Source organism: Burkholderia sp. PAMC 28687 (assembly GCF_001577465.1).
Lineage (GTDB): Bacteria > Pseudomonadota > Gammaproteobacteria > Burkholderiales > Burkholderiaceae > Caballeronia.
Genome location: NZ_CP014505.1, coordinates 1,902,562 through 1,915,860, shown reverse-complemented (window position 1 = coordinate 1,915,860; position 13,299 = coordinate 1,902,562). Strand labels below are relative to the sequence as shown.

The following is a 13,299-nucleotide window of genomic DNA, read 5'->3' as shown; positions in this document are numbered from 1 at the left end:
GTGAGTCATGAGAAATGCTGCAATCGTATTGATGGTTCTTGCAAGTGGCGGTTTGGCCGCTTTGGGTGGCTGCGCGTCGAAGATCGACAGCGGATATGGCGTCGGCATCCAGGCTGAACGCGAGGCTGCAGTGCGTCAGTCACAACAGAAGCAGGATGCGCCCGATACACCCGGCATGTATCTCGCGCTGATCGACAAGATGCAGTCGCAAGGATTGTTTTATGCATCGCTGGCGCATATCGATGCGTACGAAAGACAATATGGTTCCACCCCCGATACCATCTTGCTGCGCGCCGACGCCTTGCGCCAGACCGGCCAGTCGCAAGCCAGCGCCGATGCCTATACGAAGCTCATCAATACGCCGCTTGCGGCTCGCGGATATCGTGGACTGGGTCTGCTTGCGGGAAGCGCGGGCGACTTCAGTAAGGCATCCGAATCTCTCGATGCCGCATCGCGCCTCGAACCGACCGATGCGCTCACGCTTTCCGATCTCGCGTATGCACGCCTGTGTCTCGGCGATATCGCCGGCGCCCGTGTGCCGCTGATGAAAGCCGCTGAGCTTGCGCAGAACAACCCGAAGATCCTGAGCAACGTTGCGTTGTTTCTATTGGTCGACGGACAGCCGGCCGCAGCCCAAGGTCTGATCGCACAACAGAAATTTTCGCCGGAAGTACAGCAGGCGATTCGCACCGATGCCCAGCGGATCACCGCAGCTTCCACACAGGCGTCGCGAGCACGCGTCGCGGCGGTGGCTGCCGCGACGACCGAGCGCGCGCGCGTGCCGGTATCGAACGCGCCGCAGACGGTCGATTCGCTGCTTCATGCGCAATTGCCGCTGACGCAGACGCTGGGCGGCCAGGCATTCGGTCAATCTGGCGCGACGGCGGCGATCCAGCCGCAACTCGTTGCGCGTTAAGGGGAAGCTTATGAACAGGATTCGATCGATGCGCAATAACGCGATCATGATTGCGATCGCAATCTGCGTGTTGCCGTTTGCGTCACCCGTTCTGGCACAGACGCAAGTTCAAACGCCTTTGACCGCGCAAGCGCAAGCGCAATCGCAGGCACAACCGCAGTACGAGACTGTTGCGCGGCCGCCCGTCATGGAGCAGCCAGTCGAGGCGCCTGTGACGCGCATAGGCGATTCAACTGTCGCGTGGCTCGCAATGCAGCGTCAGGGCCGCCTTGCGGCGCCCGCACAGCCCATGCTCGGCGTCGAGGCCGATGCCGCGTTTCGCCGATACCTCAAGTCATTCGATCATCCGATTCCGGCGCAACTGAATTCGTCGGTGGGCGAGGTGGGTGCTGGATCGGGTGGCGGAGCACAGAACTGACATGCGCCGCTCATCGATAACAACCGGACCCGTATCCCGCCGCCGTCAGCGCGGGATTGCGAGCGTCATCGCCTCGATCTGGCTGGTCGCAGCGGTCATCTTGCTGGGCGTTATCGATATTGGCAACGTGTTCTATCAACGACGCCTGTTGCAGGGCGTGGCGGATCTGGCGGCGAGCGCAGGCGTGCAGGTTATCGATGACGCCTGTTCGAGGGCTCCGGCAACCGCTGCGGGAAGCGCCGGTGCAAACGGCTTCACGGCCTCGGGAACGAGCAATACGATCACGACGACATGCGGCCGTTGGGACTCGACGCTCTACGCCGGACCGACCTACTTCGCTGCAGCCGGTACGCCCGCGAACGCGGTACAGGTCACCGTGGCGAAGCAAGTGCCGTACTTCTTTGCCGGACCGGGACGCATGGTCACGGCGACAGCGACCGCGCAGGCCATCAACGTGGGCGCGTTCAGTATTGGCACGACTACGGCAAGCGTCGATCCAACAGTCATCACCGGCTTGTTGAACTCCATGCTGGGGACGAATATCAACTCGTTGCAGATATCGGCGGCGGGCTATGCGGGGCTTGCGCAATCGCGGATCGAAATCGGCGACCTGGTAACGGCGGCGGGCGTCGGCACCGTGAATCAGTTGCTCGCACTGAATCTCACCGCGGCCCAGATCGCCAAGTTGACGCTCACCGCATTGCAGAATACCCATGTGCTGAACGCGAATTTGTCGGCGGCGGTGGGCGCGTTGCAGACCATTGTCAACGCGAACATCCAGGGTTCGGGGACGTTGGCGATAGGCGCGGTAAACGGCTCGGCGGGGCTGCTGCAAATCGGTCTAGCCGATACACAATCCGCCTTGCACGCCACCATCAGTCCGTTCGATGCGTTGATGGTCACCGCCGAGGTTGCGCAAGCGGGGAAGGCGGCTATCAATGTGGGAACCGCGCTCAACCTGGGCGTGGCGACTGCGTCGCTGCAGGTCCAGATCATCCAGCCGCCGGTGCTGGCGGTCGGCGAGGCCGGCAAGACGCCGGCTGGCGCGTGGCGCACGGTGGCCAGTTCGGGACAGTTGCTGGCGTCCATAAAAGTCTCCCTCGGCCAGGTGCCGGCGCTTGCCGCCCTCGGATTGGGCTCACCAGCCCTTTATCTGCCTGTGAACATTGCCGTGGCGCCGGGACAAGCCTGGCTGGTTTCAACACAATGTGCCTCGACGCAGGCGGCAAGCAATTCGGTGGTTGGTGTCCAGACTGGTATCGCGCAGGTTTGCGTGGGGGATTCGATCACCAATCCTTTCGCAGCGACACCGTTTAGTTGTTCGCCCGCGACGTTGATCAACGTATTTAATGTATTGACCATCACGACTGCGGCAGGTCTTCCGGCGACAGTGCCGGCATCGAGTGCTGTGAACATGACGTTCGACGGTATTTCCGGAAACACTGACGACTATCAGACGACCAATTCGAACCAGGTAGGGGGCGTGTTATACAACGCAACGCTCGGCCTGGCGACACAGCTTTCCAGCCCGACCGGTTTGACGCTTAAAGTGTTCGGCGCTCAGACTCTCCTGGGCTCGGTACTTGGACAGCTTGTTGTCGGCCCGGTCCTGGCCATTCTGTTGCCCTTGCTGAAGCCCGTTTTTAACGCGCTTGACTCCATCCTCACGCCGATACTGCAACTACTCGGCGCACAGATCGGCGTCAGCACCGTTCACGGCTTGCCGCCTGTATGCGGGCAATCGCAACTGCAGTACTGAAGCTTCGCTTCATCGACGCCGATAACCTTATCAAGTACCACACGCATCAAAGCCATGAGATTCGATCAATGAGACCAGCGACAAAAATCGACGACCTCGATATCTATGTGTGGGAAGGCAAGGCGGATATCGTCGAGCAGGTGGTGCGCTGCATGTCGAGTTTCGAAGTCGATGTGATTCGCGCCGACGGCATGTCGATCGCCTCGAGCCAGACGTCGGAGCGCCAGGCGATTGCCATCGTGAGTGTCAGCGTGATCGACACAGGCGCGTTCGCGTTGCGCGACTGGGAAGCGCATCGCGGCATGCCGGTCGTCTGGGTAGGCGCCGCCCCGCGCGAACGCGACGCCGCGGTTTTCCCCACCGACTACTCGCATATCCTGCCGCTCGACTTCACCGGCGCCGAACTGCGCCGCATGGTGGCGAAGCTTGCGCAACAGCTTCGCGCGCATGGCGAAGAGGTTCAGGAATCGAGCGCGCTGATAGCAAACGCCGAGTGCATGCAGACCTTGCTGCGTGAAGTGGAAACCTTCGCCGATTGCGATACCAGCGTCCTCGTGCACGGCGAAACCGGCGTGGGCAAGGAGCGCATTGCGCAGATGCTGCACGAGCGCCACTCGCGTTATTCAGAGGGACCGTTCGTGCCGGTGAACTGCGGTGCCATCCCCGATGGTCTCTTTGAATCCCTTTTCTTCGGTCACGCAAAAGGATCGTTCACAGGCGCCGTGATCGCCCACAAGGGCTACTTCGAACAGGCCGATGGCGGCACGCTGTTCCTCGATGAAATCGGCGACATGCCGCTTTATCAACAGGTCAAATTGCTGCGCGTTCTGGAGGACAGCGCGGTGACGCGCATTGGTTCGGCTACGCCCGCGAAGGTGGATTTCCGGCTGGTCGCGGCGAGCCACAAAAGCTTGCCGCAGCTCGTGAAGGACGGCGAGTTTCGCGCTGACCTTTATTATCGGCTGGCGGTGATCGAGTTGAAGATTCCGTCGCTCGAGGAACGCGGCGCAGTCGACAAGATTGCGTTATTCAAGTCGTTCATTGCACAGGTGGTGGGACAAGAAAAACTCGCGACCTTACCCGAGCTTCCCTACTGGCTCGCTGATGCAGTCGCCGACAGTTATTTTCCCGGCAATGTCCGCGAGTTGCGCAATCTCGCTGAGCGTATCGGCGTGACGGTGCGTCAGGTGGGATCGTGGGATACGGCGCGCCTGCAGCGGCTGCTGGCACTCGCCCGGACCTCGCAGCCGTTGCCGCCGGACCTCAACGCGGAAGTGGTCGTGGACCGCAGCAAGTGGGACATGAACGAGCGCAATCGCGTGCTTGCTGCGCTCGATGCCAACGGCTGGCGCCGGCAGGACACGGCAAGTCATCTTGGTATCAGCCGCAAGGTCCTGTGGGAGAAGATGCGCAAGTTCCAGATCTTCGACGAAGAGCCTGAAACGCGCGCCGTCGACTGATTCAGGCTTTTAACGCAATGCCGCGGTCAACGTCGCGAAGGTGCGTTCATCGGTGCGTTCGAAGTGCAGCGGCGTGACCGACACGCGTCCCGATGCAACCACTGCCGTCTCGCTGTCGGGCGTATTTTCACGCGGGCCGCGCTGGAATCGCAGCCAGTGATATTGCAGTCCGCGCGGATCGGTTTGCGGCAATACATCGATACCCTCCACCAGTCCCACGCCTTGACGCGTAGGCGTGAGCGGACCCGCTGAAGCGGCATCGACATCGGGAAAATTCACGTTGAGGCAAGTGGGTGCATCGTGTGCGGTGGTAGCCAGTTGACTGATCACGCCGGGCGCGAGCGCACGCGATGTATCCCAGCGCACGTTCTCGCGATCGCTGAATGTCTGGCTCAGCGCGATCGACGGCAAACCGAGCAGCAAGCCCGTCATGGCCGCGCCAACCGTGCCGGAGAACATGGTTTCCGCACCGAGATTGCCACCGCGGTTGATGCCGGATAGCACGAGCGTAGGCCGCGCATCCCGCATCAGGTGTCGCACGCCCATCACGACGCAATCGCCCGGCGTGCCGAGTACGCCAAAGCGGCGAGGGCCGTGCTGGCTTACACGCAAAGGCGAATGCAGGCTGATGGAATGCGACGTGCCGCTTTGATCGTGCTCGGGCGCGACGACCCACACTTCATCGGCGATTTCCGCTGCGACGGCTTCGAGCACGGCGAGGCCGGGTGCATCGATACCATCGTCGTTGGTCAGCAGGACGCGTTGAATGCGCGGTCGGAATGTAGACGATGAAGTAGACGATGAAGCGGCAGGCATTGCAGATCTCCTTGTCGATTGACGGAAGTACAAGTCAATCGATTATTCCAGAGATCGCGTTGTCGGGTAGCGGGGTGCGTTACTTGATGCCGAGCCCGCGCAGGACGGCGTTGCCGTCTGCGGTCAGGCGAAACTTGGCTTCGCCCGGTTCCGGCGTCACCATTTCCACGTAGCCGTATTCGCTGAGCGAGGCGACATCGGGCGTGGCTGCACGCACATCGATAGGCGCGTGCAGCAGCAACAGCAGCGTGGCAATTTCGTGATGGCTCAATAATCTCTTGATGGCTCGCACTGGAGCCGATGCGTCGCGGAGGTTCATGACGAACTCCTTTCGTTGATGCTTTACGCGTAGTGCTTTGCGGGCGATTTGACTGCAACAGTCATGATGCAAGTGGGGCGAGGGTATCGACGAAGTCTTAGGCGAAACTTAAAACCGAAATAAAGCATGTGACGAATGCTTACCGCCTGAGACGGTGCACGCCTAGAAGTGATAGTCCGGGTTCTTCGGATTGAAGGTGTCCTCGTCGAAAACCTTCGGCGCGATGTTCTGGAAAACGATGCTTTCGAAGACATTGCCGTCGTTATCGAAGGATTCGGCGGTGCGGAAATACGGCCTTCTCAGGTCGAGTCCGAGCACCTCTTTTTTCGCATAGAACTGTGGCTGACCCGATGGCGTTTCGTAAGTGAATGCCACCACGCGCGCGCCGTCGATAGTCTTCACCTCGATATTGTTCGCTCGGGTCACGCCCGCTTCGGCGAACTTCTTGCCTTCTGCCAGGAACTGCTGCGTGATGAATTCGGTGCCGAGGTCGCGAATGGAATGACGTGATTGCGAGCGCGCGAGCGACCCGTCGAGTGCAGTCCAGAGCGTCATGACGTTGAGAATGCCGCCGAGGTGGCCGAGCATTTCGTCGGGGCGCGTGGTTTCGTCGTAGAGGATTTCCTGGCCCGCGTGGTCGCCGTCGGGCAGCCATTTGGCGTAGACGCGCATGGGGTCGCGCGTGACACGCACGAGCATGTGATCGGGCTGGTCGGGCCATCTTCCCTCGATGCGCTCGCGCCGCAGCATGGTGAACTCATACGACGGGTACCCGTTCGGACCTTCCTTCAGATAACGCGGCAACGCAAGCGGATCGAGCGATTGAAACAAAGACACCAGCGCCGTGTCGCTCATTTTCGCGAGCATGCCGGATAGCGCCGCGCGTCTCAGCCAGCGGACCTGCCGATCGAGTGAAAGCTTTCCGACCTGCGATGCCGGCGTTTTCGGCGGTTCGGCCGTGGCGTTGGCGGAAAGCGCAGGCCCGGCGGCAGATGTGGCGGCGGAGGTGGGGAGAGACGGCGTGGCCGTGTTGGCGGCAGAAGCCGCGCTGGCGGGTTCCTGGGCGCCGGCCGGTCCTGACATGGCCGCGCTCAGCGCGAAGGCGCCCAGCACGCTCCACACGCCTGTAGCCGTGTGATTCGATAACACGCGCGGGCGACGCTGTCGTACTCGATGCATGAGATTCTCCGTGGTCCAATCGTTCGGCGTTCGGCGTTCTGGCTGTTGGCTGCTTCGGCGTCGTGCGGTTCACGGCGGTTTATTCGCCGGGTATTTATCTGTGACACAACGCTTCGGAGCGCCCGAAATTCCACGGAGCAGCACTTTATGTGCTTGGGCGCTGCAAGGCCCTGTTTCTGACGGTCATCGTTCGAGGATTGCGACCACGCCCTGGCCGCCCGCGGCGCAAATCGATATCAGGCCGCGCGTGGTTGCGCCGGGCCTATCCGGCTCGCCCGCGAGCATCTTTGCAAGCGCGCCCACGATTCGTCCACCCGTGGCGGCAAACGGATGACCTGCCGCCAGCGACCCGCCGTTCACGTTCATTCGCGACCGGTCGATCGAACCAAAAGGGCCGTCGAGACCGAGCTGCGTGCAGCAGTATTCATCGTCTTCCCATGCCTTGAGCGTACACAGTACTTGCGCGGCGAAAGCTTCGTGGATTTCATAGAAGCTGAAGTCCGCGAGGCCGAGTCCCGCGCGTTCGAGCATACGCGGAACCGCATAGGCAGGCGCCATCAACAAGCCTTCCTTCTTGTCGATGAAATCGACGGCCGCCGTTTCCGAGTAAGTGAAATACGCGAGCACGGGCAAGTTGCGCGCGGCAGCCCATTCGTCGGATGCGAGCAGGACGGCCGACGCGCCATCGGTGAGCGGCGTGGAATTGCCGGCAGTGAGCGTGCCGGCATCACGATCGAAGACAGGTCTGAGCGCGGCTAAGCGATCAAGCGTGAGATCGTGCCGCAGGATGTTGTCGCGCGAGAGGCCCTTGTAGGGCGTCATGAGATCGTTGAAGAAACCGCGCTCGTAAGCGGCGGAGAGTTTGCGATGACTCTCGAGCGCAAGTTCGTCCTGCGCCTCGCGGGGTATCTTCCAGCGCTTTGCCATCAGTTCGCAATGCTCGCCCATCGACAAACCCGTGCGCGGTTCGCTGTTGCGCGGCAACGCGGGTTTCACCAGCATGCCCGGCCGCAGCTTCGCAAGCGCGCTCATGCGCTGCGCCGCCGACTTGCTGCGGTTGGCTTCCAGCAAGATCTTGCGCATCCGTTCGTTGACGCCGATAGGCGCGTCGGACGTCGTATCGACACCGCCTGCAATGCCTGCATCGATGTGTCCAAGCGCGATCTTGTTCGCAACCAGGATGGCAGTTTCGAGGCCCGTGCCGCATGCCTGGCTGACATCGTACGTGGGCGTCTCCTTCGCGAGCGTGGTTGAGAGCACGGCTTCGCGCGTGAGGTTGAAGTCGCGCGAGTGCTTGACGACCGCGCCCGCCGCGACTTCGCCCAGGCGCAGGCCATGGAGGTCGTATCGATCAACGAGCCCTTGCAGCGCGAAGCTCAGCATGTCCTGATTCGATGCCGCCGCATACGCCGTGTTCGAGCGCGCAAACGGAATCCGGTTGCTGCCGATGATCGCCACGCGACGCACAGCGGGAAGGGCGCTCGTAGTCATGACAATTCCCAATCGAAGCGGCCGCGCAGATGCAGCCTTTCGCCGGCAAGATCGCGGACTTCGAAGTCGCGCGCCGCGGTCGATGATGCCGCGGTCCACAGCGTGGTTTCGGCGGGCAGGAAAATGGGCGACTTGAACTCGCCGCTTATATTTGCAGAACCAAGTTGCTTGCAGGGCTGCAACGCCGCGACGGTTCGGCCAAGCGTCCACATCCCATGAGCGATGGCGCGCGGGAAGCCGAAGGCTTTTGCGGTGAGTGCATGCAGATGGACGGGATTGAAGTCGCCGGATGCCTTCGCGTAGTCACGCCCGAGTTGCGCGGGCAGTTGCCAGCGTGCTTCACGTGTCAGCACGGGCGCTTCGATGCCGGATGCTTCCGCAACGGGAGCACCGCTCGCACCGCCCGCACGATTGGCCACGCCACGCTTCAGATAAATGCTGTCGGCGTCCCACACCGCTTCGCCACCTCTATAGATACGCGTATGCAGCGTGAAGGCCTGGCCTTTGTCGTGCGGTACGAGCGCGCCGCTTTCCACTTCAATGCGCAGCGTCTGTCCAGAATGCAAGGTACGTCGCATATGCACCGTATTCGATATATGCACGAGGCCGATTGCGGGCCACGGAAACGCGGTATCGGTGAGCAGCATCAGATGCAGCGGGAACGCCATCACGTGCGGGAACGTGGGCGGCACGCCATGTTCGGGAATGAATCCGCACACGCGCGCATACCGGCCGATCTGCTCGGGATCGAGCGGCACCTTGGGCCGCACGAGCCGAAGCGAGGGCAACTCTGCCGCGCCGACGCCACGCTTGAAGATGCCTTGCAACGCGCGGCCGTAGAGTTTCGCCGGCGGCGGCAAGGTGTCCACGATCACCGTGCGCATGCGCGCCGCGCCTGACGCAAGCATCATGTTCACGCTCCGATCAGGCTTTGACCGCATACGCGCACGACGTTGCCGGTAATGCCGCTCGATGCCGGGCTCGCAAGCCACGCGATCGTCTCGGCGACATCGACAGGCAAGCCGCCCTGGCTCATCGAATTCATGCGCCGTCCCGCTTCCCGAAGCCCCAGCGGAATCTTCGCGGTCATATGCGTTTCGATAAACCCCGGCGCTACCGCGTTGATCGTGATGCCTCGCGCAGCGAGGAGCTTCGCCATCCCTTGCACGCGGCCGATCACGCCGGCCTTCGAGGTCGCATAGTTCGTCTGGCCGAGGTTGCCGGCGATGCCGCTTATCGACGATACGCCTATGATCCTGCCGCCCATATGCAGCACATCCTTTTCGAGCAGCGCTTCATCGATACGTTCCTGCGCCGACAGGTTCACGTCGATCACGCTGTCCCACGCAGCCCCGGTCATCTTCGCGATGGTCTTGTCGCGGGTGATGCCGGCGTTATGCACGACGATATCGATACCGCCGAACGCCGCCAGCGCGGCCGAGATCGTGGCAGGCGCGTCAGGCGCGGCGATATCTGCAAGCAGCGCCGTATGCGCGCCCTGCGACGGCCACGCATCTTCCAGCGCGAGCATGGTCTGGTCGAGCGCATCCTGCGCCTCGGCTACATCGAGCCCGATCACATGCGCGCCGCGTTCGGCCAGCACATGCGCGATCGCTGCCCCGATGCCGCGCGCCGCGCCCGTCACCAGCGCACGCTTGGCCGCCAAAGGCTGATTCCAGTCTGCGGGTGGCGAAGCGGGCGTCGCATCGATACGAATGACTTGTCCCGATACATACGCCGAGCGCGGCGACAGCAGGAAGCGCAACGCACCTTCCATGTTGCCGCCGGGTTCCACCTGCACGAGATTCGACGAGATGCCGCCACGCGCCTCCTTGCCAAGCGAACGCGTCAGGCCTTCCAGGGCGCGCTGCGCCGTCCACATCTTCGGGGACGCGCACGATTCCGGCGGCAATCCGAGCACGATGATGCGGCCGCTTTTTGCCACGGACCGGATGGCATCGTGGAAGAAGCCGTAGAGAGCATGCAAGTGCGTGCTGTCGGCCATGCCCGTGGCATCGAAGATGAGCGCTTGTACGCGATCGTTCGGCGGCGCATCGGGCGAACGCGGTTCGAAGCGGCCGCTCATTGCGTTATGGCGTGCCGCCACTGGCAGCCAGCTCAACGCGCTTTCATGCGCAACACTCGTCATGCCGACAGAACCCAGCAGCGTCATCAACGGCTCGAACAACGTAGGCGATGGCCCCGCGCCAATTGCTGCGATCCCGCCGAATTCCGCGCGGCCTTGCGCATGCCGCCGCAGCACTTCCGGCCGGGGCAGCCCGATGGAACGCGCGACGCTCGCGCCGAACGGTTTGTTGACGAAGTCGAGATAACGGTCTGTCATCACTGCCTGATGTGCGCCTGGGCGCGTGCATTAAGGTGTATCAAGTGCTTTAGATGCATTCGGGATCATGCCGGGATTGCCTCCGGCTCGTTCGCGAGCGCCTCATGGCGTTTTTGCAACGCATCGAGCATACCGAAATCCGCTCCGAAGTCGTCCACCTTCACGACTTCCACTCCGTAACGCGCGTAGTCGGAGAGTACCTGAGCTTCTTCTGAATCGATAAAACCCTTCGCTTGGCAATCTGCCGCCCAGGCATCGAGGTCGGGCAGGCTTTGGGGCATCGGCGGAATGTGTTTTGATTTGACCGCGTCGCGCAGCTTGAGCTCGATCTGAGCGTATCGCGGATTGAGCGCGAACATCAGCTCGCCGTAACCAATCGGGTCGACGCTCGCATCAGGCGCATATGAGTCCGCAATCAGGCGTTCGCGCGCCTCGCCGGGCGTGGTCATCAACTCGGCAATCAGTGTTCCGAGCCGGTCGCCCGGCACGCGATGCGGCAGGCCGAACGGGAACGCGAGCACGCGCACGAGGCCTGCGGCGACGCGGTTCGGGTAGTTTGACAACACGGCATCGAAAGCAGATTGCGCCTGATGCAGCGCATCTTCGACGCCCCATCGCACGAGCGGGAGATCGGCGTCGCGGCGGCCGTCGTCTTCGAAACGCTTGAGCGTCGCCGAGATCAGGTAAAGCTGCGAAAGGATATCGCCGAGTCTTGCCGACAAACGCTCGCGCCGCTTCAGTTCGCCGCCGAGCACGAACATCGAGACATCTGCGAGCAGGGCAAACGCCGTCGCCATGCGTGTGGATGCGCGGTAGTAGGGCACAAGACGTGCATCGGCGCGGGCGGGTTTCGGAATCAGCACGCTGCCGCCCAGCGCGAATACAAGGCTGCGAACCATGTTCGATGCGGTGAAACTGGCGTGGCCGAAGAAGGCGTTATCGAAATCGCGCAGGCCTTTGGCCCGGTCCGAATCCCGTGTTGCGGCCATCTCCCTGAGCACGTACGGATGACAACGTATCGCGCCCTGACCGAAGATGATCAGGCTGCGCGTGAGAATGTTCGCGCCTTCCACGGTGATGGAGATGGGCACTTGCTGATAAGCGCGAGCCAGGAAATTAGATGGCCCCATGCAGATGCCTTTTCCTGCGACCACGTCCATGCCGTCGTTGATGACTTTGCGCGCGCGTTCGGTGATGTGATATTTCGCGATCGCCGATATCACCGACGGTTTCTCGCCCAGATCCACCGCTTGCGCCGACAAGCGCCGTGCCGCGTCCATCACATAAAGGTTGCCGCCCATGCGTCCGAGCGCTTCCTGCACCCCCTCGAACTTGCCGATCGCAGTACGGAACTGCCGGCGCACCGCCGAATACGCGCCCGTCCCGCGGACAGCGAGCTTGGCCATCCCGACATTCGACGACGGCAGCGAAATCGCCCGTCCGGCCGCAAGACATTCCATCAGCATGCGCCAGCCGTTGCCCACTTGATCGCGTCCGCCAATGACCCAGTCCATCGGGATGAACACCTCGTGGCCCCAGTTCGGCCCGTTCTGGAACACCGCATTCAGGGGCCAGTGACGACGCCCGATGTTGACTCCGGGATGCTTGGTCGGGATGAGCGCGCAGGTGATGCCGGGTTCGTCGGCGGGGCCAAGAAGATGGTCGGGATCGAGCGCACGAAACGCAAGACCGAGTACGGTTGCGATGGGCCCAAGCGTGATGTAACGCTTTTCCCAGGTCACCCGGAAGCCGTGCGTCTCGCGGCCTTCGAACACACCCTTGCACACGATGCCGATATCCGGAATCGCAGCCGCGTCCGATCCCGCATAAGGACTGGTGAGCGCGAAGCAGGGGATTTCATCGCCACGCGCCAGACGCGGCAGATAGTGGTCCTTTTGCGCTTGCGTGCCGTAGTGCATCAGCAGCTCGGCAGGTCCGAGCGAGTTCGGCACCATCACGGAAACGGCGGCCGCCGAGCAACGCGTGGCGAGCTTCATGATCACTTGTGAATGGGCATAGGCGGAGAACTGCTTGCCGCCGTACTGCTTCGGAATGATCATGCCGAGAAACCCTTTCGACTTGATGAAATCCCACGCCTCTGGCGAGAGATCCTGCCAGACGGCAGTGGTTTCCCAGTCGTTGGCGATATCGCAGAGCTGGGTGCATTCCCCTTCGATGAAATCGCGTTCTTCCGCCGTCAAGACCGGCGCGCCGGTTTCAAGCAGCGTGTCCCACTTGGGGCGTCCCGAGAACAGCGCCGCGTCCCACCAGACCGTTCCCGCTTCAATGGCGTCGCGTTCGGTCGGGGACATCTGCGGGAGGATCTTGCGGAAGAGATCGAAGATGGATCGGGTCAGGATCACGCGGCGCAGCGGCTTGATTGCGAGTATCAACGCGGGCACCACAAAAACGATGGCGAGAAGCGTGGTGACAACCGGCCCGGCGATGCCGGCGAGCCATCCGGCCGCGATCCAGATCAAGGCCCACACGAGCCATGCGGTCGCTGGCGCCTGGATATAGATCAACGCGCCGCTCACGATGAACAATGCAATCACGAAGCTGGCTGTCATGAAGACCTCTCCTGATGATGTCCGATG

Annotated in this window: 11 protein-coding genes; 4 read left to right on the top strand and 7 right to left on the bottom strand. The window is 62.1% G+C overall.

The features are described from left to right. Nucleotides 1–7: 7 nt before the first annotated feature. The 4 genes from AX768_RS08700 to AX768_RS08685 all read left to right on the top strand — a co-directional run bounded on the left by AX768_RS08700 (nucleotide 8) and on the right by AX768_RS08685 (nucleotide 4,553). A complete protein-coding gene (locus AX768_RS08700) occupies nucleotides 8–916 on the top strand; it encodes a hypothetical protein (RefSeq protein WP_061999621.1) in 909 nt (302 codons plus the stop codon). A gap of 10 nt (nucleotides 917–926) precedes the next feature. Beyond that, on the top strand, nucleotides 927–1,334 hold the full coding sequence (locus tag AX768_RS33650) for a DUF3613 domain-containing protein (protein ID WP_082778781.1): 408 nt from the start codon (nucleotides 927–929) through the stop codon (nucleotides 1,332–1,334). Between the two features lies 1 nt (nucleotide 1,335). After that, nucleotides 1,336–3,093 (top strand): TadG family pilus assembly protein, encoded by a 1,758-nt coding sequence (locus AX768_RS08690; RefSeq protein ID WP_061999619.1) that lies wholly within the window; start codon nucleotides 1,336–1,338, stop codon nucleotides 3,091–3,093. Between the two features lie 68 nt (nucleotides 3,094–3,161). After that, a complete protein-coding gene (locus AX768_RS08685; protein WP_062000886.1) occupies nucleotides 3,162–4,553 on the top strand; it encodes a sigma 54-interacting transcriptional regulator in 1,392 nt (463 codons plus the stop codon). Nucleotides 4,554–4,562: 9 nt separating this feature from the next. Here the strand turns inward: AX768_RS08685 and surE are convergent, their stop codons facing one another. From surE to AX768_RS08650, 7 genes are all read right to left on the bottom strand, one after another. After that, complete coding sequence (gene surE / locus AX768_RS08680; protein ID WP_061999618.1) at nucleotides 4,563–5,369, bottom strand: 5'/3'-nucleotidase SurE; 807 nt, start codon at nucleotides 5,367–5,369, stop codon at nucleotides 4,563–4,565. A gap of 79 nt (nucleotides 5,370–5,448) precedes the next feature. Continuing rightward, the gene (locus AX768_RS08675) at nucleotides 5,449–5,688 is read right to left on the bottom strand and encodes a hypothetical protein (RefSeq protein WP_061999617.1); all 240 of its coding nucleotides are present in this window, start codon (nucleotides 5,686–5,688) and stop codon (nucleotides 5,449–5,451) included. A 162-nt stretch (nucleotides 5,689–5,850) separates the two neighbouring features. Continuing rightward, the gene (locus AX768_RS08670) at nucleotides 5,851–6,771 is read right to left on the bottom strand and encodes a DUF1571 domain-containing protein (protein ID WP_155524254.1); all 921 of its coding nucleotides are present in this window, start codon (nucleotides 6,769–6,771) and stop codon (nucleotides 5,851–5,853) included. 279 nt (nucleotides 6,772–7,050) lie between these two features. Then, nucleotides 7,051–8,358: an acetyl-CoA C-acetyltransferase gene (locus AX768_RS08665; RefSeq protein ID WP_061999615.1), complete on the bottom strand. Its 1,308-nt coding sequence runs from the start codon at nucleotides 8,356–8,358 to the stop codon at nucleotides 7,051–7,053. Next, entirely contained in the window at nucleotides 8,355–9,266 is a 912-nt protein-coding gene (locus tag AX768_RS08660; RefSeq protein ID WP_062000885.1) for a MaoC family dehydratase, read from the bottom strand. The genes AX768_RS08665 and AX768_RS08660 overlap by 4 nt, the downstream gene beginning before the upstream one ends. Nucleotides 9,267–9,271: 5 nt before the next feature. Continuing rightward, nucleotides 9,272–10,702 (bottom strand): 3-oxoacyl-ACP reductase, encoded by a 1,431-nt coding sequence (locus AX768_RS08655; protein ID WP_061999614.1) that lies wholly within the window; start codon nucleotides 10,700–10,702, stop codon nucleotides 9,272–9,274. 65 nt (nucleotides 10,703–10,767) lie between these two features. After that, on the bottom strand, nucleotides 10,768–13,272 hold the full coding sequence (locus AX768_RS08650) for an acyl-CoA dehydrogenase (protein ID WP_061999613.1): 2,505 nt from the start codon (nucleotides 13,270–13,272) through the stop codon (nucleotides 10,768–10,770). Between the last annotated feature and the right edge of the window lie 27 nt (nucleotides 13,273–13,299).